We start from the raw sequence: 25,364 nt of genomic DNA on the forward strand, positions 1-25,364 counted from the left end.
CTCTTGATATTTTTCAGGGTAACTTCCACTTTAAGAGGATAAGGGGTGGAACTTAATTTGATAATTGAGTAATATTTTTCAAATATAAAATATGCATCCACTTGGATATATGGCTATTCTAATATTCGCAGTATAGAGGTATAATATATTCAGTACACGCTAGGAGGTCGTTGTAAGATGGGAAAGCCAAGTATGTTCAGCAGTAATTATCACAGGGAAATACGCAGGAGAAGGATAATAAACACGCTGCTTATACTTTTATCGTTACTCGTAATCGGTATGATAGTATTTAATAAGCAGACTATAACATATTTCAACAAGTTTAAGGCGAGTGTAAATACTCCGGTTAAAAGAAATGCAAAACAAATAGAAGGCAGCAAGAACAATACGGGAAAAAACAAACAGGACAGCGCGAAGCCAAAGCCTGCTGAGCAAAAACCTGCAGAACCGGCAAAGAATAATGGCAGCTTTACATTTGCATTTCCCGATAATACGTCAGTTTCTATAGAATATACGCAGGAAAACGATGAAAAAAAGTTTACCGGCATAAGCCAAAATAATAACGGGATAACCTATGACATAAGAGATGATGGAAAAGCCATAACATTTGACTATCCAAAGACCAGCGATATCTGGATATTCAATATCGATGGTTCAAGTAAGAAATTAAACCCGGACTTCTATAAGTCGACGGGAGGAAACGGCAAGATATTCAAAAAGTCTGACATCCTTGAAAGATACAGCAATTATATGTGGGCTGCAAAGCCGAAGTTTTTAAAGGACGGGCGCATATTATACCAGTCATATGTTCCATGGTTTCGTAAAACAAACAACTGCATACTATGGGCTGTAAGTGCCGATGGGACATCAAACAGGATGATCCTGGATACGAAGCAGACCGATCCTGTTACATATTCCGGGTTTACAGATGATGGTAAGCTGATCATCGAAATAAAGGGAACAAAATATGCACTGGATGCAGATAGCAGGAGGAAGGTAAAGATAGACTAGGGGGCATATAATGAAGAAGACAAATATCGCTTTTGCATTTACAATGGTAATCGTGCTGCTGCTTGGCGCTTTATATATAGGCAAATCTGCCGCGGATAGGGAAAAAGGTCAGGCAGGCGGTTACAAGGATGATGGTAAAGAAACAGTTTCCAGCCAGGGAGGCAGCAAGACATTTTTTGGAGAATATAAATACGAGCTGTCCGGTAAAGAAAAAATAATTGTAAATTACATGAAATCCGGGCAGGGTATAAAGATTTTTTCTATAAGCCCTGTTGCCGATAAGAAGAAATACGATATATCGCAGGGAGGCAGTGCGGCAGCCTACAAGACCGATGATGGAGCTATCTGGCTATTGTTTAATGATGGAACATTTAAAAAGATATTAGCCGATAGTTATGGCCGAATAAAATTATCGGATGTCAGAAAAAAATATCCTTCATACATATGGGCTGAAAGCCCGGAATTCATATCTGAAGACAGATTGAGTTTTATTTCAGACCTTCCAGATACGTCTGCAAATCCTAAAAAGTCATTATGGGAGGCAAGTTTGCAGAACGACAGCATAAAAAAAGTATATACCCCGAATTCTGCTTCCTTTAGATATTTAGGAATAAGAGATGACGGGAAAATGCTGGTACTCGACGGGGAGCAAATAGCGGCCGTTGATACTGACAGCGTTTCCGTTGAAAATGTAGATGTATCTCAAAAACATATAATCAGTTTTTCAGATGGAGGCAACAAGATATTATTTGCTAAAATGTTTCAGGACAAGCCGGATTTTGGCAGTCTGTATGTCATGAATGGATACGGGAAGAACATAACAAAGCTTCCGGATATAAAAAATTACACCGCAACGGATATGGGCGCATGGAACGGCGACGGTTTGAAATATGCCCTTGTTGCCAAGCAATCCGGGGGAATCAATGCTGAAATTGTAGTTATAAGTTTCGATGATGATTCCGACGATGTTGATATGAATGGATACAGCCTTAAAGAAAGAAGTGCATTGCCGGATAAAAGCCAGATAGAATGGCTAAACGATGAGACCATATCGATAGATACCGGCAGTGATGTTTTTACGGTTGATCTTCAGTAACAGAACGGATATGCATGATAATAGAGTTATTAAAAAGTCCACCTTGTTTTAATTTCATTTTGTAATGTCGGATGCGGTATTACAAAATAAAGTTATTTTAGGGTGGGCTTTAGCATTTTTTGATGATATTGAATATTATATAAAGAACATATTATTGTTGTTTCAATGGGCGAAAAAGGAGGGGGTAAATACGAGCGGCGCAAAAAGATTTAAGCAATATGATATATCACCTCTTCGGGGGAAGGTACCATCGATATTCATCAATAACTATTTGGACGATCCTCAAAATATAGAACTGTTATCATTTCTTGCAGGGCTTTTTAGATCCTGCGGTGATTTTGACAGGGGAGTCAAGATAAGCGAGGAGATAGTAAATAAAGCGGATTTGAATGAAAATAATCTTAAGGAAATAAGCATTGCAGTGTGGAATTTATATATATTATCAAAGATATATATAGAGCAGGAGAGATTCGATAAGGCTTACAGGGCTCTTGACGCAGCGGAAAAGTACTGGTCGAGGGATCTGATACTTGTCGATATTACGGGGATGAATCAGGTAAGAGATAAAGAAGATTTGTGGCTCAGGCGTGCTTTCGCATACATGATACAGGGAAGAAAGGGCGATTTTGAAAGCATAATAGACAGGGTTATGCTTTCAAGATACGAATTGTATAACAGAGCTTATGAAGTTACGGGCGAAGTGCCGATACAGGACCATTGCCTTCTTGATTGTTTTGAATACTCGAGCTATATGTGCAGGAACATGGAGGATTTAAAGGGTGCGGTTATATTTATAAAGACGGCGCTTAGATATTTGGGGAAAATACCGATGGACAATAATTACCTATCTGGCAAGATATCGGAGAGAAAGGGAGATCTTATGAGTGCGTATACTTATTATCTGAAGTTTTATCTTACAAACAGGGCACAGTGTTTCGGCGGCACCCTTATCTATGGCACCTGTAAAAGCTGCGCATTTTTCGAGACGCAAAACGGCGCCGATGGCATGTGCAGGAGAAACAATATTTCTTCAGAGCAGCATAAAGCATGTTCAAAATATATTCCATTGCCTGTTAAGGCTGAACTTTTATAGAATAAAATTATCCGCCGGTCGTTATAAAGCACGTATATGCTTTCCATTTGAAGAATATTATGGAAAGAGCAATTAACGGAAAGGCTTCAGAGTCTGTTGACTTTAGTTTCAGGATAAGCAAAATCAATGTTTGAACTTAGTTGGGTTTTGATTCTGCCCCGAACAAGTTTACAGACTCTATATACTTCGAGCTTAGCGATTGAAATAATATTCTTCATATAAAAAACATGGACTTCCGTATAAAATTCTGTCAGACATGATAAACTTATAATGGCATTTCGCTATTTCTGTATATTTTTTTCGCCCTTGTTGGTATAATTTAAATTGCCTTGAATAATAGATATCAAAGGAATATTTTCATGTGGAGGAGAATCATGTGAGAAAAATAATAAATGTACTTGTTGTAATTATTTTCATCGTATGTGTTATCTATTATTTCGGTATTGATTTTAACAAGGTATTAAGCGGGCTTAAACCCGGCAATAATTCATCTACGGGGAATGCAGACAAAACAGAAGTCGTCAATAACTCGACAGTGAATATGCCGGCTATAAACACCAGCCTGAATGATATAAAGAAAGTATATGATATACTCTTAAAGTTTATTATAAACCAGAAAAAAGATAAGAGCCTTGTTGAGAGCTTTAAAAACGGGGACCAGAGCTTGAATGGAAGATCTTACATAACCGATAATGCCCTATCTGCAATACTGCTTACAAACGAAAAGGATCAAGCTTGTAAGGATGCGGCATTGGACATACTTAAAAATATTTCCAAGATACAAAACAGCGATGGCTCATGGTATGACTTTTATGATACATCAGGCAAGGTCGCGGTGGTGTCAGGCAAAGAATATAAACAATCGAGTACGGGAAACAATGCGCTTTTATTATATGCTTATTCATACTATAGCATCGCTGCCAAGGATAATCAGTTTATGGACGTTATGAAAAAATCCGCTGGATTTATAAAATCGACATGGGATGGCAAATCCAATATGCTGCCTGAGAATAAGAATACGCAGAAGGGCGTTTATACTGTTAAAAGCAATGCATATTCATATTTCGGGCTTTCCGAATATGCGCTTTCAGCTATATTGGAGGATTACAGCGAATATAAGGATAAAATGTACCTTGCGGGGGAAATAGCCTCGTGGATAGGAAGCTCCCTTAAAAAGGATACATTTATAACAAGCTATGATGGCAAGAATACCGTAAACCTTATCGATCTGGATTCACAGACACTTGGGGCATTGGTGCTCAAGGCGTCTCATCAGGATGCCAGATTAAAATATACATCCAAGGAATATGAAAGCAACCTGGCAAAACTATATAAAAAGCAGGATACGCTCGAGGGATACAAGATTAATGAAGAAGCCAAGAACAGCCTTTATATATGGTGGGAGGGTACGTGCAAGGTGCCTCTTGCCCTCACAAAGTATGGGGACTCAAAGAAATCGATTGATAGTGCATCATACATAAAAAAACTTTTCTCGGACAGCGGCGATACTATAAAGGGAATCCCTTTAAATTCCATGCTGGATAAGGACAAAAAAATAAACAAGACAGAAAGCATTTCATCCTCCGCATGGTTTGGATTAGCTTACCAGTGCATGAATGACAGTACAATCAACAGTATGGTTTTCGGAAATGAAGAAGATACATTTCAGCATGTGAAAAAGCAATAAAAAAGTCAGGCAATGCGCCGTTATAAAATATGTATGCGACAAATCAAAATAAAATCAGCATCATTTTTTAATACAACCGGAAATTAATCCAAAAGAGACGTTTTTTGAATATAAAAAGCGTCTCTTTTGGATTTTTGTCAGAAAGTAATTGCACACATGTAAATATTTTATTGAATATATTGCAGTGAGAAGAGGATTTTATAACAGTTCCGAATTTTATTTCAACATCAGGGGCCGGATTAGATAACTATATTCGATAAGGCCAATTTGATTATGGGAAGGTGGTATCATGGGGGATTACCGCCCTGTTAAATATTTTCCCATGGGATTTTTCAAGGATGCCGATGAACCCGTTATCTGCGGTGATTTTATTGTATTTGTACAGAATATCTATAATGGAACAAGGATTGTAATATATAATATAGTTTCAGGTAAGATGGAAACAGTTGTGATGGAGAATAAATTGTGCTTTAATCTCCATTCCGAAAATAATTGTATAGCGTTTGAGTTCGCAGGTATAAGACATGGAATCGGGGTAATTTTTTTGGATACGCTTGAAACCTTTGAATATACCAATGCAGAACAGGATATATTATTTGGAGGAATATGGAACAAATGCCTTATATACAGGGATGCCCACAATATTTTTTTGCTTCACATGGAAAATAAAAGCAAAGACGCCCTTGCATACTGTCACAATGTCTTGGGGCCTCCGGCCGTGGGATATGGGACATGTGCATGGCTTCAATTATATAAGGAAAAGAGCTGTATCATATTCTATGATATTTTAAAGAATAAAATCCTTGTTCTGTCCTCTCCCGGGTTCATAAATAGAATATGCGCTGTAGGCAGGTATATAGTATACCAGAGCTGCTTCAACAATAAATGCGTAATATATAAATATGATATCGGAAATGGGAGACTGGAAAGCATTTTTGAGAAGTCCGGATGGATTGAACTATATGAAGGCAAGGATGATAAAATCATCTTTACAGTGAGGAAGCAATTTGGGGAGGAATATTTATTCGATTTATGGATATATAATTTAAAAGATGATGAAGCATCAAAAATACTCTCTGATTACAGGAATTTAGTGATACCTGCTGTATCCGATAAAGTTTTGCTGCTGATAGCTGCAAAGGAAAAGGGAGATGATGTTTCATTTATGGAGTATGGACCATGATTAAATTAGCCGGCTGTGCCGGCAAAATTTTTTTTAGCAGGGATATAATATTTTTCAAATAATTTTGATACGGTCTGATTATAAATTGCAATATTAAATAAAATTGGCAACTATCAATAATTATGATATAATTAAATGGTTGCAAACCTGGGCTAAGTTTCACATGTATACATAAGGGAGGATAATATGATGGATGTAAAAATAGAAAAAAAGGACAACAATGTTGTTGAACTCGAAATAACCGTTCCGGCTGAAGAATTTAAGAAGGGCATAAATAAATCATATCGTAAAAATATTGGTAAATTCAATATACCGGGTTTCAGAAAGGGTAAAGCACCAAAGGAATTAGTTGAGAAAATGTACGGCGAAGGGGTATTCTATGAGGATGCTGTAAATTTTGCCATCGATGAGACATATCCCAAAGCTATAGATGAAAACAATGTTGAGCCTGTAGACAGGCCAAATATTGACATAAAGGATATCGGCAAAGACAAGGATCTTGTTTATACGGCAAAGGTTACTGTAAAACCCGAAGTTGAGCTTGGAGAATATAAGGGCATAGAAGTTTCAAAGAAAGAGTACCCCGTCACAGATGATGATATCGACAAGCAGATTGAAAGCATGAGGCAGAAGAATGCAAGGCTCATAACGAAAACCGACGGAACAATTGCCAAGGGTGATATTGCCGTAATAGATTTTGAAGGATCTATAGATGATGAACCTTTTGAAGGTGGAAAGGGCACCAATTACCAGTTGGAGATAGGCAGCGGATCATTTATAGAAGGCTTTGAAGACCAATTGATCGGTAAAAAAGCCGATGAAAAGGTAGATGTGCATGTCAAGTTTCCGGACGATTATCAATCAAAAAAACTTGCAGGCAAGGAAGCCCTTTTTAAAGTGAAAATAAATGAGGTAAAATATAAAGAACTTCCGCAGCTTGATGATGAATTCGCAAAGGATGTTTCAGAGTTTGAAACCCTGGATGAGCTTAAGGCTGATCTTAGAAAAAAGACAAAGGAAAGAAATGATTTAAGAGCAAATAAAGAATTTGAGGACGCAGTCGTAAAAAAGGTTGTGGAAAATGCAAAGGTGGATATACCATCTGTAATGGTTGACAGGGAAATAAATTATATAATGGACGATATAAAATACAGGCTGAGCTATCAGGGGATTACTCTTGAGCAATACGCGTCCTATTTAAATACCACAGTTGACAAGATGAAAGAAGAATACAAGGATATAGCGCATAATAAAGTCAAGACAGCTCTGGTGCTCGAAAAAATAGGCAAGGCTGAATCCATAGATGTATCCGATGAGGAAATCGGCAAGGAGATAGAACATCTTGCAAAAGATTATAATCAGGATTTAGAAAAATTTAAGGGCACAATAAAAGATAGGGAGAGAAATATCATAAAAGATGATATAATAACAAGAAAGACGATCAATTATTTGGTTCAAAATGTAAAAAAGGCTGAATAATTTGCTTTGTATAAGAAAATAATATTTAAGTATTTATTAAAAAATGATACAATAAATTTGTAATTGTGCTTTAACCTGAATTAAAATATAAATTATTATTGGAGTTTTTGCTCATGTTGGGGAGGTAATTTTTATGAGTTTAGTTCCGGTTGTAGTTGAACAAACAAATCATGGCGAAAGATCATATGATATATATTCGAGGTTACTGAAGGACAGGATCGTTTTTCTTGGAGAAGAGGTAAATGATGTGACTGCAAGCCTTGTAGTCGCGCAGCTTTTATTTCTTGAAGCGGAAGATCCTGACAAGGATATTTCGTTGTACATCAATAGTCCGGGAGGTTCGATTTCTTCAGGGTTTGCCATATATGACACCATGCAGTATATTAAACCCGATGTTTCCACCATTTGTGTAGGAATGGCTGCTTCTATGGGTGCGTTTTTGCTTGCTGCGGGTGCAAAGGGGAAAAGGCTTGCTCTTCCCAATGCTGAAATAATGATCCATCAGCCATTAGGCGGTATGCAAGGTCAGGCGACCGACATGGCGATACAGGCCGATAGGATTATAAAGATGAAGAAGAAATTAAACAAGATATTAAGTGAAAAGACCGGCCAGCCTCTTGAAAAAATAGAAAAGGATACCGAAAGGGATCATTTCATGTCAGCTGAGGAAGCCACAGCGTATGGCCTGGTAGATAAAGTTATAACCAGTCATTAGTTTATCAGCCTATTAAATAAGCCAAGAGAGGTGAAAAAATGTCCAAATTTGATGACAAGAAACAGCTTAAATGCTCATTTTGCGGCAAAAGCCAGGATCAAGTCAGAAGGCTTATAGCAGGACCTGGAGTATATATCTGCGACGAGTGCATAGAGTTATGTTCTGAGATAATCGCTGAAGAGTTTGAAGAAGATACTGAATTGGATCTTACAGATATACCAAAACCCAGACAGATAAAAGAATACCTTGACCAGTATGTAATAGGCCAGGACAGGGCAAAGATCGCACTTGCTGTTGCAGTTTATAATCATTATAAAAGAATTAATTTATGCGGAAAAGATGAAGACGTAGAACTTCAGAAAAGCAATATACTTCTTCTTGGCCCAACAGGATCAGGCAAAACATTGCTTGCCCAGACCCTTGCAAAGATGTTGAATGTACCTTTTGCAATTGCTGATGCTACTTCTCTTACAGAGGCAGGTTATGTTGGTGAAGATGTTGAGAATATACTGCTTAAATTGATTCAAAATGCTGATTATGATATAGAAAGAGCGGAAAAGGGTATTGTATATATAGATGAAATAGATAAAATCGCCAGAAAATCCGAAAATCCATCTATAACAAGGGATGTATCGGGAGAAGGCGTACAACAGGCGCTTTTAAAGATACTCGAAGGCACGGTAGCCAGTGTGCCGCCTCAAGGCGGAAGAAAGCATCCGCACCAGGAGTTTATTCAAATAGATACTACAAATATACTTTTTATTTGTGGTGGAGCATTTGATGGGATTGAAAAGATAATTGAGAAGAGAACCAGGCAAAGTTCAATGGGATTTGGCGCGAGGATATTGAGTAAAACCGAAAAGGATATAGGCGATATTTTAAAAGATATTCTTCCGGAAGATTTGCTCAAATACGGTTTGATTCCTGAATTCGTGGGTAGGCTGCCTGTTGTCGTGACTTTAGGTTCCCTTGACAAGCAGGCTTTGATGAACATATTGACGGAGCCTAAAAATGCCCTCGTCAAGCAGTATCAAAGATTATTCGAACTCGACAATGTAAAGCTTACGTTTACCCAGGACGCACTTGAGGCTATTGCCGAGCAGGCGATACAGAGAAAGACCGGTGCAAGAGGGTTAAGGGCGATAATCGAGGAATTGATGGTCGATGTCATGTACGACATACCATCGAGAGAGAATATTGAAGAATGTAAAATCACAAAAGATACGGTTTTGAGGATCACGCCTCCTGAGCTCAAGCAATGCGAAGGTGAAAGAAAACCGTTAAAAAGGCCCCTTAAAAAGGCTGGAAAACTTAAAAAAGGTACAGAATCGTCAGTATCATGATATAATTATTAAAAGCAGCATTGATTTGCTGCTTTTAATAATTATATGTGCAGATTGTAAAAGTTTCTCCCCCAATGGGTGCAAATTTTTCAAATAATTTAAATACATACTCCTTCAATAAAAAAGATTATTATGCAGGATAATTAAACCTATCATGCACATAATATGTGTAGGTAATTTCAGAAATCTTATCCAATTGTTCGGATAGATGAAAGGCGTCATTCTGCGAATAAAATTGAAGGAGGGGCTGCACTTGAATAACATATATTTATTAGTAAACTTTTTTTTCGCTGTCGTAATAGGTTTGTACTTTTTAAATTTGTTGAAGACCCAGCAGTCAAACAAGATAACTATTGAAAAAGAAAGTAAAAAGGAAATAGAGAAGTTAAGAAGAATGCGCGAAATATCATTGACCGAACCTCTATCTGAAAAAACAAGGCCATCATCGTTTGACGAAATCATAGGACAGGAAAGGGGAATAAAGGCATTGAAAGCCGCCTTGTGCGGGCCAAATCCACAGCATGTCATAATATATGGCCCTCCAGGTGTCGGTAAAACCGCGGCCGCACGGCTTGTACTTGAAGAAGCCCAAAAGATACCTTATTCACCTTTTAAGTCATATTCTAAATTTGTAGAAATAGATGCAACTACCGTAAGATTCGACGACAGGGGGATTGCAGATCCACTGATAGGTTCTGTTCATGACCCTATCTACCAAGGGGCTGGTCCCATGGGGGTTGCAGGTATACCTCAGCCTAAACCGGGTGCTGTTACTAGGGCTCACGGAGGCATTTTATTTATAGACGAAATTGGAGAGCTTCATCCCATAGAGATGAATAAGCTCCTCAAAGTTATGGAAGATAGGAAAGTATTCCTGGACAGCGTTTATTATAATACGGAAGATCCGAATATGCCTGTACATATTAAAGATATATTTGAAAATGGCCTTCCTGCCGATTTCAGATTGATAGGTGCGACCACACGCAATCCTGAGGATATTTCTCCAGCCATAAGATCCCGCTGCGTGGAAATATTTTTCAGAGCACTCATGCCCGATGAAATAGAGAAAATAGCGAGAAATGCTGCAAAAAAGGGATGCCTGAATATTGAAGAGGAAGGCATAAAAACCATAGCCAGATACGCTTCGAACGGCAGAGAAGCGGTGAATATCATACAGATTGCCGGGGGTATCGCTATAAATGAAAAAAGGACGAATATAACGTCTGAAGATATAGAATGGGTTATAGACAGCGGGCAGTTTAGCCCGAGGCCGGATAAAAAAATAGAGCCGGTTCCGCTTGTAGGATATGTGAACGGCCTCGCCGTATATGGACCCAGCATGGGGATGCTCATTGAAGTAGAGGCTGCGGCTATAAAGGTGGGCGGCAAAAAGGGGAAAATGAATGTAACAGGTATAATTGAAGAGGAAGAGAGCGGAACATACGAAAAAAAGTTTAAAAGAAAGAGCACTGCCAAAGGGTCAGTTGAAAACGTCATAACCGTTATTAGAAAATATCTCGATGCTGATCCTGAAGATTATGACATACACGTAAATTTTCCGGGAGGGATGCCGGTCGATGGGCCTTCAGCGGGAATAACGATAACGACTGCGGTATACAGCGCCATAACCGGAAGGCCTGTGAACAACGAAGTGGCCATGACGGGTGAAATATCCATAAGGGGTAAGGTAAAACCCGTAGGAGGCATTTCAAGTAAAATCGAAGCCGCACGCAAAGCGGGAATAAAAATGGTTATCATTCCAGAGGATAATTATCAGGATAATTTTAAATATATGGATATCAAAATTGTCGGCGTTGAGAATATAAATGAAGTGATAGAACTGGCGCTGATAAAGGAAAAGCCTGCTGCAAAGAATATCAAGATACCTGCGCCGGATTTTGATATCCTGTCCGCAAAAGAAATAAAGTGCAAAGTATAGTGTATTTTAAAAATCTAAATACACCTTGCAAAATGGGAAGATTTTATCTTCCCATTTTAGTTAATTGAAAAGTTGTTTATTAAAGGTTATAATATAAAAAGCTTAAAATTTTCAGCGCAGGAAATGCATAAAGGCTATCCTGCATGAGTTCCAAAAGATTATTGTGAACTTCGATTTGCAATTTGAAATCGGGAATAAATAGAACTAATGTTATTTCGAGCAACGAATGAGTGTTCAAATAACATGAGCTCATATTGCGAATCGAAGCATTATGAAGGAGGAGATTGAATATAAATGGACGATAAAGAAGACATCAAGACTAAAATTATGCCGCTTCTCCCTCTGAGAGGATTATCCATATTTCCGCATATGATTCTGCATTTTGATGTGGGAAGGGAAAAGTCGATACTGTCATTAGAACAGGCGATGGTAAATGAGCAGTTGATTTTCTTAGTGGCTCAGAAAGATGCAAATGTCGATAGTCCGACTGCAGATGATATATATAATGTGGGTACTATTTCACGGATAAAGCAGATACTGAAACTGCCGGGAGATTCAATAAGGGTGCTGGTCGAAGGTATGAGCAGGGCACAACTTATAAAGATTACCAAAGAGGATCCATATTTTGAGGCAGAAGTCGAAGAAAAGCATGATAGTGCCGTCAAGGATAAAGAAGACGAAGCATATATGAGAAAAATAATGGAATCCTTTGAGGAATATGTTAAACTTAGCAACCAGATATCGCCTGAGGTCTTAACGACAATTTCAGATATCGAATCGCCGGGTATGCTTGCAGATGTGATAAGCTCATATATATATTTGAAGCCTTCTCAAAAGCAGGAACTTCTTAATGCTTTTGAACCCAAGGAAAGGCTTGCTAAACTTTATGGAATGCTTATAAATGAACTTGATATATTAAACATTGAAAGAAAGATAGGAATAAAGGTAAAAAAACAGATAGACAAGGTACAGAAGGAATACTATCTTAGAGAGCAGCTTAAAGCGATACAGGAAGAATTAGGCGATAAGGATGGGATCCAGGCGGAGATAAGCCGTTATAAGAAAAAAATGGAGAAGGCGAAACTACCCAAGGAAGTAAAAAATAAGATGTCATTAGAGCTTGACAGACTAGAAAAGATGGGCCTTATGTCTGCAGAAAGCGGAGTTATAAGGACATATCTCGACTGGGTGCTCAGCTTGCCATGGAACAAGGAGACAAAAGATAATTTAGACATAAAAAATGCCAGAAAAGTTTTGGAATCCGAGCATTATGGGTTAAAGGATGTTAAGGAAAGGATAATAGAATACCTTGCGATAAGAAAGCTGAATAAAAACATGAAGGGACCAATACTTTGCCTTATCGGACCTCCAGGTGTCGGGAAAACATCTATTGTAAGATCCATAGCAAAAGCGTTAAACAGGAATTTCGTAAGGATGTCTCTTGGCGGCATAAAAGATGAATCAGAGATAAGGGGACATAGAAAAACATATGTGGGTGCCATTCCCGGCAGAATAATATACGGCATGAGGCAGGCAGGATCGAAAAATCCCGTTTTCCTTTTCGATGAAATAGATAAAATGAGCAATGATTTCAGAGGAGACCCTGCAGATGCGATGCTTGAAGTGCTCGATCCTGAACAGAACAATACCTTCAGGGATAATTATTTAGAGCTTCCTTTCGATCTTTCAAAAGTAATGTTCATTACAACTGCAAACAGCGCGGATACTATACCGAGGCCTTTGTATGACAGGATGGAAGTCATATATGTCCAAGGATACACGGAAGAGGAAAAATTAAAGATTGCACAAAAGCATTTACTTCCAAGGATCCTTAAAGAACATGGGATAAGTGAAGAGAGTTTTGAGATAACAGAACAGGCTTTAAGGAATATCATAAATGAATATACTAGGGAATCAGGAGTAAGAAGCCTGGAGAGGAATCTGGCAGCAGTATGCCGTAAAGCCGCTACCATGATTGCCGAAGAGAAGAAGCGAGAGATAAAAATAAATCCAAGAAATTTAGCTAAATTTTTAGGACAGCCTAAATTCAGATATGAAATTTCAGATAGGAAAAATCATATAGGGGTGGTAACGGGTTTGGCATGGACAGCATACGGCGGGGATACCCTCCCGGTCGAGGTAGTAGCTATGCCCGGAACCGGAAAGCTTGAATTGACGGGGCAGCTTGGAGATGTAATGAAAGAATCTGCAAAAACAGGTTACAGTTATGTAAGGGCGCATGCCGAAAAATATGGCATAGATAAAGAATTCTATAAAAACAAGGATGTTCATATACATGTACCTGAGGGGGCTGTGCCAAAAGATGGACCTTCAGCAGGAGTCACTATGGTTACGGCAATGGTATCGGCATTGTCGAATACTTATGTACGGGGCGACATTGCAATGACGGGAGAAATTACATTAACAGGCAGGGTACTCCCAATCGGAGGCCTGAGGGAGAAATCGCTTGCCGCAAGACGTTCCGGCATCACGACGATAATAATACCACAGGATAATGAAAGCGATATAAAAGAAATACCTAAAAACATAAGAAAAAAAATAGAATTTATAACTGCGGACAATATAAATGTGTATTTGCAAAATGCTCTTATAAAGGGGAATAGTACAGATGCTAATAAAGAAAGCTGAGCATGAAATAACGGCTGTGTCTGCCAAACAGTATCCGCTTGGGAATATGCCCGAAATAGCGTTTGTCGGACGTTCTAATGTCGGAAAATCGTCGCTTATAAATACGATGGCTAGCAGGAAAAAGCTCGCGAGGATCAGCTCCGAACCTGGCAAGACGCGGGTTATAAACTTTTACAATATAAATGACTCCTTGTACTTTGTAGATTTGCCGGGTTACGGCTTCGCAAAGGTATCAAGGAGCGAAAGGCAAAAATGGGGCAGGATGATCGAGGAATATCTATATAAAAGTAAAAATCTGATCGACGTAGTGCTGCTGCTGGATATAAGGCGTATACCCACAGATGACGATAAGATTATGTACAACTGGATTAAAACATATAACCGCCGTGTTACGCTTGTAATTACCAAAATAGATAAAATTGCTAAAAGCAAGTACTTAAAACAGGTATCGATGATAAAAGATACATTGAATGTATCTGATGATGACGCACTTATCTTGTTTTCATCGCTTACGCGCTATGGCAGAGATGAGTTATGGCGGAATTTTGATGAATTGATAAGCATGAAGGTGGAACATTCTTGAAAATTTGTATCAGAGGCAGGTATAAATTATGAATTTAATTAAATATATAGGCGAGTTTCTAATTATTGCGATAGTCGCTTTGCCTCCTTTTTTGTACTTATATAAGTATACCCTTGACAATATAGATAACTTGTTTGTAAAGATAGCAATTTATGCGGTATACTGGGCGGGTACGCTGCTTTTATCAAATGTCATGCCGGCTCTGGCAGTTTTATTTATATTACGGGATTCCCAAAGACGCGCCGACAGAGGCATTGAGGAAGGATCGATGCGGTTTTTCGCAGGAGATAAATGGAGGTTTTCATGGTCCTCTTTTGCCAAGGCTGCTATTTGCGGAATATTTATAAAATATGCCGTAACCGTTGTCAATTATTTGTTCATATTGGTTTTGCAAAAATATGGTGTTGCCCTTAAAAATCAGGAAGTGATAAATGAGTTCCTGAAATCCAGTGTCGTATCCAGCATACTTTATTTTATAATGATCGTATTCTGCGCTCCAATAGTTGAAGAGTTCGTATTCAGATACTGGCTGTATGACAGTGTGCTAAAAAGATGGACAGGAAGAATTATATCCGCCGTTATAACAAGCATACTCTTTATGGCGGCACACTATAATTTGCAAGGTTCAATTGCATTTTTCCTTATCGGAATGATCAATTGCTATTTGTATGAAAAATATGGCTACTGGGCAGCGGTTGCCAACCATTTTATGTTTAATTTTACAAGCGCCGCCATGTTGGTAGCCGTAAAGATATTCGGTATCCCGCTATCGTGATAACATGCCATGTCTGACATAGGATGAAATTCAATCGATCCAAATTCGGACCGATTATTTTTTTTGCTTATTTATAATTGAGTAAGGGTTTATATAGATTATTTGAAGGATATGTACCCATTGAGTAACTTATTCGAGATTCAGTAAATAGTATATAGTATAATCAGGTAACATAGAAAATAATAAATCGGATGCCGTTTGTAACATAATAGAGACGGCTACATAGTATAAAATTAGAAAGATACATAGCGCCTTGAATAGGAGGTAGCAAGCATGAACTTAGGAGGGTTGTTCTCTGGTTTTGGCAATAGCACTGATGGAATATTCGGTAAGAACAGCAGAACTTTAATTATAATACTTATAATAATTATTGTTATATTTGGTTTTGGATTTGGAAGAGGGATATTTGGGATAGGAAGAACCGGCGGTGGTTTTGCCGGAGGTTACCAGGGCTATGGAACATATCCCCCGAATGCAATGCCATTTGGAGGACTGTCCGAATATGGGCTTTATGATCCTGAAAGAGGTTCAAAGAGAAGAAAACATAAACACGGCCACAGCAGGTATGGAAAATTCGGCGGTAGCGGATTAGGTCTTGAATACGGTTACGGCTATGGGTATGGAACTCCGGGATATGGCGGCTATGGAGGATATGGGCTGTATCCGGGATATGGCAGAGGCCGCGGCGGACTTTTTGGGAACGATTGGTTTTTTATAATAGCTGTGATAGCATTGCTGTTCCTCCTTGGTGAAGACAATACCAAGACTGAGACTGCTAATAATGATATAAATATATAAAAGAATCCTTATTCAACATAACAAAATAAAAAATATTTCCAATGCCCAGTAAAGGAGGGGGGAGATTTATGTCAAAGCATCATCGCCATAAAGAATGCTGCTATCCGATGGCCTATGGTTACGGAGGATATCCTGTAGGAAGCTACAAGGCATGTACAGGAACAAATACCGGAATCCAGTGGATATATGCGCTGCTCATTCTTATAGTAATAGTTCTCCAATTCGGTAAAGACAGGAGCTCGCTTGTCAATCCAGTAACAAAACTATGTGAAGACGATGGGACAGCAGCCGTTGTAGATGGATTAAAAAGGCCTCAGTTGATCGATAACAGTATATTATTCATCATCATAGTATTCCTGCTCGTAATTTGTTCAGGGTGCTTGGGGAGTGGCAGCTATAGCTGCAGAGGAGGCTACGGCTACTAATAATAAACTTGCAGGATGGATATAACGTGCCTCCATATCCATCCTGTACATATTTTCATATGCAGGGAGGGGGGAATGTATGAATAGATACAGGAATATGCGTCCGATGGCACAGGCAGATGGCAATTACAATTCCGGAAATCCTAACGGGCAGCAGCCTAACATGAATAATTTTGGCCAGTTATTCAATAACATGAATCTGGGCCAAATTATGGGTCAATTGTCGCAAATGATGGGAGGCCCTCCACCTGGTGGTTTCCAAGGCGGTCCTCAGGCACCCTATAGACCGGCACCACCAAGAGATCCGAGACTTCAGATACTCCAAGCTATGAAACCATTTTTAAACAGAAGAAGGGGTGCGATGATAGATGGAATAAGCCAGCTTTACTCGATAGCGAAAATAATAAGGGGTACTATAAAATAAATAATAAGCTTCAGCATCGCTGAAGCTTATTATTTATTTTTCTTCAGGGACATCTTCAGGCTCAGAAGTTATGGCGTCGTTATTATCAACAGGTTCGTCGACAAGTTCATCGGTATTTTCATCCTGGCTGTATGAATCTTTAATCATTATGCATTTGCCCTGAAATTCTGCCCCATCCTGTATTATAATGTTTTTTGCTTCGATATCGCCGTATAATTTTCCGCTTGAAGTCAGTTCAAGGGAGCCGCTGCAGTGAATATTGCCCTCTACCTTTCCGGCTATAACAACTTTTTCAGAGTTTATGCTTCCCTTTATATAACCTTCTTCTCCTACAATAACATTGCCATTTACAGAAAGCTCACCGCCTATGGTGCCATCTATTCTGACAATACCTTCTGCCTTCAGTTTTCCCTCGAATTTTGAACAGGGACCTATTATAGTCGTCTCCGAGTTTTTTATGTTATCCATTTCAGAAGCTGACTGTGCATTCTTCCTGCTTGTGAACATAAAAACCACACCTCCGATTAATATATTGTACTCAGCATAATTGACTGATGCATGAGTTACTCAAGGTCGCATATTTTTTATACGCATCCTTCCATATGAATATATTACGAAGCAGTGCAAATTATAACGACAGACGGAATTTATAACCTTGTCTTATTTTTATACCAGTATATCGAGAACAAAACACCCGATATAATAAGCGGAAGGTTATATGACAAGAACAGCAATGCCAGAAGTACATAATTCACTCCTTCGGCATATATGGCATAAAGAACCAAAAGAGAGTCGATTATAAGCAATAATGCCCCCAAAAGGTTGAACTTCAAAGCTATGAGTGAGAATAGAATAGGCAGCCCTCCAATTACAGCAACCGATTCAAAAAGCATAGTGCTGTCATTTTTGAAATAGATGCCTAAAAGTCCGCCTGTAAGATAAAGTATACTTGGCGTCAAACTCAATGTTAATCCGTATTTTTTAAAATCCAGGAAATATTTCAAAATGAATTCCTCCATATTATTTGTCCATAAACATTATACGGATAATCTGTGCATGTTTTCAATATGTAAATATATTTATTTCAAAATTTTTTTAAAATATGTATAAAATTTATCTTATAGGTAGATAATAGAAATAAACTATTTTTAATAGTTTAAACCCCCCATCCCCAGGATGCCAAACGGCATCCCAATTTTTTTAAGTTGGTATTTTTAGCAGTAATTGTACTTGAATGGAGCTTGATATATGAGACGGCGTGTAAAACGGCATAAGCACATACGGGTTTTATTTTTTTTGTGTGCTGTATTATTTATTTTTTTTGCGAGCATAATGCTCGGAGGTTTTTTCGCACATAGAATCATAAAGCCTATAAATGAAAATGACAATCTGCTTTCAAATATGAAAAGCAGCGGAATTGCCGGAGACGATATAATTTTGCCTGACGATGATTTGGCATTTCTCGTAGTGTTTGCAGATGAATTCATATCGGCGGAACACCTGAAAAGCACGGAAAAGCTTGCCAACATCACTTCACCTAATTATTATCCTGCTCTGATGGCGGATATTGCAAATATTAAGAAGGCTGCTGTGACAATAGATAAAATAAATTTCTTAAAGATAGAGCGGAAATATGTGAAAATAGAAGTGACTTATACTACAAATAGCGGAAAGTACTCGGAGAAAATATATATAAAACAGATTGATGATTCATGGAAGATAGATGGAGTTGAAAGATAAGGCAATATGCAATATAAAAGACATGAATAAATGAAGTGAGAATTGATAATAATATCAATTGCTTTGCTAACTTCAGGATAGGGTGGAATCATATGAGAGTAGGCATACCTCAGGGACTTTTATATTATTGGTACTATCCATTATGGAAGTCTTTTTTTGAGGAACTGGGCTGCGAAGTGGTAACAAGCGGGAATACAAATAAAAAGATACTGGATATGGGTGTTAAAAGCTGCGTCGATGAGGCATGTGTCCCTGTAAAAATATATCATGGGCATGTTCAGTCTCTAATTGAAAAAGTGGATTATATATTTGTACCTAGGATTATGAGCATATGTAAAAATGAATATATATGTCCGAAATTCTGCGGACTTCCGGAGATGATAAAATATTCGGTTCCGGGGATTGAAAATATTATCGATACGACCGTCAATTTGAGAAGTTCTGAAAAAGGCGGCATAAAGGCAGCTATCGAAACGGGACTGATATTTACAGGGAATAAAGGCAAAATATATGACGCATATGAAAATGCGCTTAATAAGCAGCACATATTTATGAAAAGGCTTGAGCAGGGCTGCAGCTTTGAGGATGCCGTTAAAGGTAAAACTAGGGTACAGGATATCGACAGGGACTATATAGCAGTGCTCGGGCATCCCTATAATATATACGACAGCTTTATCAACATGGATATAATAAAAAAAATAAACAGCGAAGGTTATGGGGTTGTAACAACGGATATGCTCGATGAAGATAGAATAAATAAATTTGCTGGAACTATTCCCAAAAGGCATTTCTGGACCCTTGGAAGAAAAATACTCGGAGCAGGTTTGAGCTTCATAGAATATATGGATGTTGCAGGTGTCATATACCTTTCTTCTTTTGGATGCGGTATAGATTCACTTGTTGAAGATTACATCTCAAGATATATAAAAAGGGATGGAAGACTTCCATATATAAAACTCGTACTGGATGAACATACGGGAGAGGCCGGTATGGTCACAAGATTAGAGGCGTTTCTCGATATGATAAAATGGAGGAAAAAAGATGAAAGCAACATTTCCGCACATGGGAGGCACATATGTAGCTGCGAAAGGCTTTCTTGAAGATCTGGGAGTCGATGTAGTAATACCTCCCCTTTGCAATAAAAAAACGCTTGAAATCGGTACGAAATATTCGCCTGAAACAGCTTGTTTACCTTTGAAAATAAACATAGGGAACTATGCCCAAAGCATAGAGGAAGGTGCCGATACGATAATAATAACAGGCAGCTGCGGGCCATGCAGGTTTGGATACTATGGCATAATCGAAAAGGAAATATTAAAGGATATGGGCTACGATGTGGATATAATAGTCCTCGATCCTCCTGCGGAAGACATCAACGGATTTTTGGGGAAGGTAAAAAAAATAACTAACGGCAAATCGGCCGTTAAAGTTTTAAATTCTCTGTACAGGGCTTATATCGCAGCGAAAGAGCTGGACAGAATGGATAAGATGATGTTTGCCATAAGGCCGAGGGAAATTAAAAGGGGAGATGTAAAGATGATATACAATGAGTATATCTCAAAAACATCGGAAGCCTATGGAACAAGGGAAATAATAGATCTGATCAGGCAAACACAGGGAAAACTTAAAGAAGTCCATATAAATGAAAAGATTAAGCCGTTAAAAATAGGCATAGTTGGAGAGATATATACCGTTATAGAACCATTTGTCAACCTTTATATAGAAGAAAAACTGGGCAATATGGGTGTGCAGGTTGATAGGTCCATGACTGTAAGCAAATGGATCGAAACGCATATATTTTCAAAGTTGGCAGGGATCAATAAGGAATGGAGGATAAATGCCGCTGCCAAGCCATACCTTAAAATGCTGATAGGAGGTCATGCAAGGCAGTGTATAGGGAATACCGTTTTATATGCAAAAGACGGCTACGATGGCGTAATACAGCTTCTGCCGTTTTCATGCATGCCTGAAATAGTCGCAAGCAGCATATTGCCTGCCGTATCCAAAAATGAAAAGATACCTTATATGACACTGGTGGTAGATGAATTGACAGGTGAATCAGGATATCTCACAAGGCTCGAAGCTTTTGTAGACATGCTTAAAAGAAGAAAAGAGGTTTTGAACTTATGAATTATTATCTTGGAGTAGATGTAGGATCTGTCAGTACGGATCTGGCCGTTATAGACGAGAATGAAAATATAGTCGAAAAGCTATACTTAAAGACAGCAGGCCGACCTATCGACGCCATAAAGGAAGGCATGTCGATGTTAAAGGGTAAATTGGGGAATATAACTATATGCGGAGTAGGCACGACCGGAAGCGGAAGGCAGTTGGCCGATGTGATGATAGGTTCCGATATTGTTAAAAATGAGATAACTTCCCATGCGATAGCGGCTCTAAAATATTATCCGGATGCTAAAACGGTATTTGAAATAGGCGGTCAGGATTCCAAAATTATAATATTGAGAGATGGAATCGTAGTCGACTTTGCGATGAATACCGTCTGCGCCGCAGGAACAGGATCGTTTCTCGACAGGCAGGCTTCAAGGCTTAATATACCCATCGAGGACTTTGGAGGCAAGGCTGTAGAATCTGTAAACCCTGTCAGGATTGCCGGAAGGTGTGCCGTATTTGCCGAATCAGATATGATACATAAGCAACAGCTTGGCTATAGTGAAGAGGACATAATAAGCGGATTGTGTGATGCCCTTGTCAGGAATTATTTAAGTAATGTGGGAAAAGGCAAGGAAATACTTGAACCTGTTGTTTTCCAGGGAGGCGTTGCCGCCAATATAGGCATGAAAAAGGCATTTGAAAAGGAACTGGGATTTGAAATATACATACCTGAATATTATGATGTGATGGGAGCCATAGGTGCTGCGATTATCGCAAAATCAGCGGTAAAGAATAACAAAACAACAAGATTCTATGGATTTGACCTTACTGATTATACTTACGATACTAAAAGCTTTGAATGCAGCGGATGCCCCAACATGTGCGAAATAGCCGAGATACTTATAAACGGAAAAGTAGGTGCGATATGGGGTGGAAGGTGCGGAAAATGGCAGCTAAACGAATATGCGGCAAAACAAGCGTAACTGTAAAGCCGCCATTAAATCACGGCAATTTTAACAAATCCATGCCACAGGCTATTTACTCCTTTGAAAACTTAATGCTGTTGATTTTAAAATCACCGGTTTTGCTATCTTCAATTTTTGTTTCAATTTCGGCGATACAGTTTTCCACTTTTAATTGAGAGTCATATCTTCTGAATATCATGTACCTTATCTTCCACAGCTCCGAAACCTTATCTTTTTTATCCGTCATCAAACTCTGGCCGATATAGTCTTGAAGCTGCATGCTGACTATATTGCTACTGAATGTTTTAATATAGTCCATGTTTTTGCTATTTTGTATCCATTCTTTTGTGAAGGATGAATTTATAATATCCCCGTATGAATTCTTTTGCCCGAATGGATTGCTCATATACTTAATGACATTTTCTATTTTATCATACCCTTTTAATCCAGTTTTCAATGTTATATCAGCTTTCTTGTATGAATTTCCAAGCCATGAAAATGTCAAAAGCTTTTTCCCAACACTGCCGTCTTCTGCTGTTATTTCGGGTATCATGTCATCACCTATATCCGATATGTATATGCCATTGTAAGTTCCTGCAAATACCGTCTCATATGTTTTACCGTTCCATCTGAATATATAGAGGGGCAGAGAGTTTGCAGATTTTGATGCCTGGGTTATTATTTCAGGAATATTATCCGTATTTATATCGGCAATAGTGATCAAAAGGGGCCACCAGGTCAAATACGGGCCTACTGTTTTATACTTTGAGCCGTATGGAAGTGAAAATTTTTTATGATTATCGTTTGTTATCTCGAGCAGGTATTCCTTTTTCCCTTCATCTATACTTATATCTATGGTATCTTTTTTGCCGTTTCCATCAGTGTCAGCATATAAGGTCCGGTAACTTTTGACTGTACTGCTTAAAGCAGTAATTGAGCTTTCTTTAAGCTCCGGCAGCCTTATAATCGAATAAAATAAAAGAATGTTTATGATTATAAAAAATGTGGATATGATTGCATAGCTTATCTTTCTGTATGATAAAAAGATCATTTTCATACTGCTGATACCTTCACTGATAAAAAATTTCCCTGGTAATAAATATATGTCGCTATTTTGTAAATAATATCAAACATGTCAATTTATCAATATCAGGGTATATAAAATATATAACCCAGTATCAGTTTTAGCTTTTAAAAGAATGCTGGAAATACTATAATTATAAAAGATACCTATTTGGAATATTTAAAAATTTATGACTGTATTCGGGAATTTAATAGAAAAGGGTGATAATGTGGTAAGGAAGAGGATATTTATATTGCTGATTTTAATGGCCCTTGTTTTTTCGTCATGCGCTAAGAAAATTAAAAAAGATACGGATCAAAAAACTGCAAGCCCTGTCACACTGGTATTTGCAACATTTTTAGATGATGGAGAGCAGGTTGAAGCATACAGGGATATAATAAAAAATTTTGAGGATAAGAATAAAGACATAAAAGTTGATTTGGTGTTTGGCGGGACAGGCTATTACCAGAAGATAAGCGATGCTTTTGTAAACAATAAAAAGGTTGATATTGTCGGGCTTAAAAGGAATAAAATGATAGAATATGCCAAGATGGGATATATTAAAGATTTAACCCAATGGGTAGATAAAAATGATTTTAAAGACAAATATTATGGTGTCAATTTAGGATACGGGAAGCTAAATGCTAAATATTATGGAATAGGAGATCTTCCATATACTAATGAATGGTTTTACAATGTTGACCTGTTTGAAAAATATGGCATAGGTCAGCCTGGGACTCTCGATGAGTTTATTGATACATGCAAAACATTAAAAAAATATGTTAAAGATCCAATAGCCGCGGGGACAAAGGACCCCTGGGTTGCAAATATATTATTCGGGATGATATCAGTTCAAACCGTAAATACAGATGAACTTTCAAATGCATTTGCCGACAACGACAGGGAGGCTTTTTTATCATTGAGTGGCGCTCAAGATGCCGTAAATACTTACTATGACTTAAAAAAGGCAGGTTCTGCAAATTACAAGGCAAATAATTATGATTATTCGACCTCTGTTGACAATTTTGTAAACGGAAAAGCGGCTATATTTCCCATGGGCTCCTGGGCCATCGATAAAATAGAAAAAGTAAAATCTCAGGAATTTAAATATGATGTATTTGAAAATGCAATAAACTTTGCACAAAATCCCATTTCGAAGGTAGCTGCAACAGCAGTTCAGGTTATCACAGTAAATCAGAAAACAAAACACATAAATGAAGTTATGAAGTTTATGGATTTTCTATTCAGCGAAGAATCGCAGAGCATATTCGCAGAAAAAAATGGAATTTCGGGATTGAAAACTGTTAATAAGGCTGATACACCTGTAAAGAAAAATATAATAGATCATCTAAATCAGACAGATGAGAATTCGACTATGTATATAGATAATATATCGGATGCGATGATGAACGTTACGGCAGACAGATTGAGCCAGATGATGTCGGGAAAAATTAAGATCGAGGACACATGGAATATAATCGCTCAGGAATCATCTGTAAAATAGTTTAATCCATATTGGATTAAACTATTTTACCATAAAGAAAACGCATGGCAGAAACCATGCGTTTTCTTATTTCTCAAAAAAGTGTTCCTCAAGCATATATGCAAGGGTATGATAAACAGGAAGATAATATTCCTGAACAGCAGGTGAGAGAAATGCAGGCATCTTCATTATCACATCGCAATAATCAGTTATCCTGCCGCTGGACTCTCCTGTTATGGAAATTACGTGCATTCCCTTTGCCTTTGCGGTTAATATAGCATTAAATATGTTCTTGGAGTTACCTGATGCACTGAATGTAAATAATAGATCATTTTCCTTGCCTAAACCGTATACTTGTTGTGCAAATACGAGATCAGGATCGAACTTGTTAATATAAGCTGTGCCGTATGCAGTCAGAAAAGCAATTGAAATAGCCGGTAGCGCACCCTGAAGCCTGGATGCTATATATTTTCCGTCTTCACCAAATTTATCAAATTTGGCTTTTTCCTCCGGACTAATTTCCCTCCTCTTAATAAAGCTCTTTATAAGCTCTCCTATAAAGTGTTCTGAATCTGCTGCAGACCCACCATTTCCACAAACAAGCATTTTACCGCCTGAGCTAAATACTTCTACCATAACATTAAAAGCTCTTTCAATATCTTGCTCACAACCCTTTAGCGAGGGGTATCTATTTATTAGGTCTTCAAGATAATATCGTGCTTTGTCTTTCACTTTTCTCCCTCCTTATAATATTAGGGGAAAAATCACAAGTTACATAATATATAACCCCTAATTGTT

At 38.1% G+C, this 25,364-nt stretch carries 24 protein-coding genes; 20 read left to right on the forward strand and 4 right to left on the reverse strand.

The genetic code is table 11. From position 1 onward, the window contains the following. Positions 1–177: 177 nt before the first annotated feature. From QME45_06325 to QME45_06395, 15 genes are all read left to right on the forward strand, one after another. Complete coding sequence (locus tag QME45_06325; protein MDI6618280.1) at positions 178–1,011, forward strand: hypothetical protein; 834 nt, start codon at positions 178–180, stop codon at positions 1,009–1,011. A gap of 10 nt (positions 1,012–1,021) precedes the next feature. Beyond that, a complete protein-coding gene (locus QME45_06330) occupies positions 1,022–2,107 on the forward strand; it encodes a hypothetical protein (protein MDI6618281.1) in 1,086 nt (361 codons plus the stop codon). A 154-nt stretch (positions 2,108–2,261) separates the two neighbouring features. After that, positions 2,262–3,200, forward strand: coding sequence for a hypothetical protein (locus QME45_06335; GenBank protein MDI6618282.1), 939 nt, complete (start codon positions 2,262–2,264; stop codon positions 3,198–3,200). A gap of 376 nt (positions 3,201–3,576) precedes the next feature. Next, positions 3,577–4,887 (forward strand): hypothetical protein, encoded by a 1,311-nt coding sequence (locus QME45_06340; protein MDI6618283.1) that lies wholly within the window; start codon positions 3,577–3,579, stop codon positions 4,885–4,887. A gap of 289 nt (positions 4,888–5,176) precedes the next feature. Next, entirely contained in the window at positions 5,177–6,070 is an 894-nt protein-coding gene (locus tag QME45_06345) for a hypothetical protein (protein MDI6618284.1), read from the forward strand. Positions 6,071–6,259: 189 nt separating this feature from the next. Beyond that, entirely contained in the window at positions 6,260–7,549 is a 1,290-nt protein-coding gene (gene tig / locus QME45_06350; protein MDI6618285.1) for a trigger factor, read from the forward strand. Positions 7,550–7,682: 133 nt separating this feature from the next. After that, positions 7,683–8,264: an ATP-dependent Clp endopeptidase proteolytic subunit ClpP gene (gene clpP, locus QME45_06355; GenBank protein MDI6618286.1), complete on the forward strand. Its 582-nt coding sequence runs from the start codon at positions 7,683–7,685 to the stop codon at positions 8,262–8,264. Between the two features lie 38 nt (positions 8,265–8,302). Continuing rightward, positions 8,303–9,607 (forward strand): ATP-dependent Clp protease ATP-binding subunit ClpX, encoded by a 1,305-nt coding sequence (gene clpX / locus QME45_06360; protein MDI6618287.1) that lies wholly within the window; start codon positions 8,303–8,305, stop codon positions 9,605–9,607. 208 nt (positions 9,608–9,815) lie between these two features. Further along, a complete protein-coding gene (lonB, locus tag QME45_06365; GenBank protein MDI6618288.1) occupies positions 9,816–11,546 on the forward strand; it encodes an ATP-dependent protease LonB in 1,731 nt (576 codons plus the stop codon). 294 nt (positions 11,547–11,840) lie between these two features. Continuing rightward, positions 11,841–14,195 carry an endopeptidase La gene (gene lon, locus QME45_06370; protein MDI6618289.1) on the forward strand — a complete coding sequence of 785 codons (2,355 nt, stop codon included), beginning with the start codon at positions 11,841–11,843 and terminating at the stop codon, positions 14,193–14,195. Further along, positions 14,176–14,778, forward strand: coding sequence for a ribosome biogenesis GTP-binding protein YihA/YsxC (yihA, locus tag QME45_06375; protein ID MDI6618290.1), 603 nt, complete (start codon positions 14,176–14,178; stop codon positions 14,776–14,778). Before lon ends, yihA begins: the two co-directional genes overlap by 20 nt. Before the next feature lie 28 nt (positions 14,779–14,806). Beyond that, positions 14,807–15,553: a CPBP family intramembrane metalloprotease gene (locus QME45_06380; protein MDI6618291.1), complete on the forward strand. Its 747-nt coding sequence runs from the start codon at positions 14,807–14,809 to the stop codon at positions 15,551–15,553. Between the two features lie 273 nt (positions 15,554–15,826). Continuing rightward, positions 15,827–16,351: a hypothetical protein gene (locus tag QME45_06385; GenBank protein MDI6618292.1), complete on the forward strand. Its 525-nt coding sequence runs from the start codon at positions 15,827–15,829 to the stop codon at positions 16,349–16,351. 68 nt (positions 16,352–16,419) lie between these two features. Next, on the forward strand, positions 16,420–16,776 hold the full coding sequence (locus QME45_06390) for a hypothetical protein (GenBank protein MDI6618293.1): 357 nt from the start codon (positions 16,420–16,422) through the stop codon (positions 16,774–16,776). 79 nt (positions 16,777–16,855) lie between these two features. Then, entirely contained in the window at positions 16,856–17,200 is a 345-nt protein-coding gene (locus tag QME45_06395) for a hypothetical protein (GenBank protein MDI6618294.1), read from the forward strand. 33 nt (positions 17,201–17,233) lie between these two features. Here the strand turns inward: QME45_06395 and QME45_06400 are convergent, their stop codons facing one another. Both QME45_06400 and QME45_06405 read right to left on the reverse strand, forming a co-directional pair. Further along, on the reverse strand, positions 17,234–17,707 hold the full coding sequence (locus tag QME45_06400) for a polymer-forming cytoskeletal protein (protein ID MDI6618295.1): 474 nt from the start codon (positions 17,705–17,707) through the stop codon (positions 17,234–17,236). 140 nt (positions 17,708–17,847) lie between these two features. Continuing rightward, entirely contained in the window at positions 17,848–18,204 is a 357-nt protein-coding gene (locus QME45_06405) for a hypothetical protein (protein MDI6618296.1), read from the reverse strand. A gap of 244 nt (positions 18,205–18,448) precedes the next feature. Between QME45_06405 and QME45_06410 the strand changes: the two genes are divergently transcribed. From QME45_06410 to QME45_06425, 4 genes are all read left to right on the forward strand, one after another. Then, positions 18,449–18,940 (forward strand): hypothetical protein, encoded by a 492-nt coding sequence (locus QME45_06410; protein MDI6618297.1) that lies wholly within the window; start codon positions 18,449–18,451, stop codon positions 18,938–18,940. 92 nt (positions 18,941–19,032) lie between these two features. Next, positions 19,033–20,040, forward strand: coding sequence for an acyl-CoA dehydratase activase-related protein (locus tag QME45_06415; protein ID MDI6618298.1), 1,008 nt, complete (start codon positions 19,033–19,035; stop codon positions 20,038–20,040). Continuing rightward, entirely contained in the window at positions 19,982–21,070 is a 1,089-nt protein-coding gene (locus QME45_06420) for an acyl-CoA dehydratase activase-related protein (protein MDI6618299.1), read from the forward strand. Before QME45_06415 ends, QME45_06420 begins: the two co-directional genes overlap by 59 nt. Then, on the forward strand, positions 21,067–22,038 hold the full coding sequence (locus tag QME45_06425; protein ID MDI6618300.1) for an acyl-CoA dehydratase activase: 972 nt from the start codon (positions 21,067–21,069) through the stop codon (positions 22,036–22,038). Before QME45_06420 ends, QME45_06425 begins: the two co-directional genes overlap by 4 nt. Positions 22,039–22,093: 55 nt before the next feature. Here the strand turns inward: QME45_06425 and QME45_06430 are convergent, their stop codons facing one another. Beyond that, positions 22,094–23,077, reverse strand: a complete 984-nt coding sequence (locus QME45_06430) for a hypothetical protein (GenBank protein MDI6618301.1) — start codon at positions 23,075–23,077, stop codon at positions 22,094–22,096. Positions 23,078–23,336: 259 nt separating this feature from the next. Here QME45_06430 and QME45_06435 point away from each other — a divergent pair, with 259 nt between their 5' ends. After that, on the forward strand, positions 23,337–24,587 hold the full coding sequence (locus QME45_06435; protein MDI6618302.1) for an extracellular solute-binding protein: 1,251 nt from the start codon (positions 23,337–23,339) through the stop codon (positions 24,585–24,587). 66 nt (positions 24,588–24,653) lie between these two features. On the opposite strand, the gene QME45_06440 is transcribed toward QME45_06435, so the two are convergent. Continuing rightward, on the reverse strand, positions 24,654–25,298 hold the full coding sequence (locus QME45_06440) for an SIS domain-containing protein (GenBank protein ID MDI6618303.1): 645 nt from the start codon (positions 25,296–25,298) through the stop codon (positions 24,654–24,656). Positions 25,299–25,364 lie beyond the last annotated feature (66 nt).

The organism is Clostridiales bacterium (assembly GCA_030016385.1).
Taxonomy (GTDB): Bacteria; Bacillota; Clostridia; order Clostridiales; family Oxobacteraceae; genus JASEJN01.

Excerpts from the sequence above, each read along its gene's own strand:
- QME45_06415 (MDI6618298.1), top strand. The coding sequence starts at position 19,033 with ATGAGAGTAGGCATACCTCAGGGACTTTTATATTATTGGTACTATCCA.
- QME45_06385 (MDI6618292.1), top strand. The coding sequence starts at position 15,827 with ATGAACTTAGGAGGGTTGTTCTCTGGTTTTGGCAATAGCACTGATGGA.
- QME45_06410 (MDI6618297.1), top strand. The coding sequence starts at position 18,449 with ATGAGACGGCGTGTAAAACGGCATAAGCACATACGGGTTTTATTTTTT.
- QME45_06430 (MDI6618301.1), bottom strand. The coding sequence starts at position 23,077 with ATGAAAATGATCTTTTTATCATACAGAAAGATAAGCTATGCAATCATA.
- QME45_06395 (MDI6618294.1), top strand. The coding sequence starts at position 16,856 with ATGAATAGATACAGGAATATGCGTCCGATGGCACAGGCAGATGGCAAT.
- lonB (MDI6618288.1), top strand. The coding sequence starts at position 9,816 with ATGAAAGGCGTCATTCTGCGAATAAAATTGAAGGAGGGGCTGCACTTG.
- clpX (MDI6618287.1), top strand. The coding sequence starts at position 8,303 with ATGTCCAAATTTGATGACAAGAAACAGCTTAAATGCTCATTTTGCGGC.
- QME45_06400 (MDI6618295.1), bottom strand. The coding sequence starts at position 17,707 with ATGTTCACAAGCAGGAAGAATGCACAGTCAGCTTCTGAAATGGATAAC.
- QME45_06420 (MDI6618299.1), top strand. The coding sequence starts at position 19,982 with ATGAAAGCAACATTTCCGCACATGGGAGGCACATATGTAGCTGCGAAA.
- tig (MDI6618285.1), top strand. The coding sequence starts at position 6,260 with ATGGATGTAAAAATAGAAAAAAAGGACAACAATGTTGTTGAACTCGAA.
- QME45_06380 (MDI6618291.1), top strand. The coding sequence starts at position 14,807 with ATGAATTTAATTAAATATATAGGCGAGTTTCTAATTATTGCGATAGTC.
- QME45_06390 (MDI6618293.1), top strand. The coding sequence starts at position 16,420 with ATGTCAAAGCATCATCGCCATAAAGAATGCTGCTATCCGATGGCCTAT.
- lon (MDI6618289.1), top strand. The coding sequence starts at position 11,841 with ATGGACGATAAAGAAGACATCAAGACTAAAATTATGCCGCTTCTCCCT.
- QME45_06425 (MDI6618300.1), top strand. The coding sequence starts at position 21,067 with ATGAATTATTATCTTGGAGTAGATGTAGGATCTGTCAGTACGGATCTG.
- yihA (MDI6618290.1), top strand. The coding sequence starts at position 14,176 with ATGCTAATAAAGAAAGCTGAGCATGAAATAACGGCTGTGTCTGCCAAA.
- clpP (MDI6618286.1), top strand. The coding sequence starts at position 7,683 with ATGAGTTTAGTTCCGGTTGTAGTTGAACAAACAAATCATGGCGAAAGA.
- QME45_06345 (MDI6618284.1), top strand. The coding sequence starts at position 5,177 with ATGGGGGATTACCGCCCTGTTAAATATTTTCCCATGGGATTTTTCAAG.
- QME45_06325 (MDI6618280.1), top strand. The coding sequence starts at position 178 with ATGGGAAAGCCAAGTATGTTCAGCAGTAATTATCACAGGGAAATACGC.
- QME45_06330 (MDI6618281.1), top strand. The coding sequence starts at position 1,022 with ATGAAGAAGACAAATATCGCTTTTGCATTTACAATGGTAATCGTGCTG.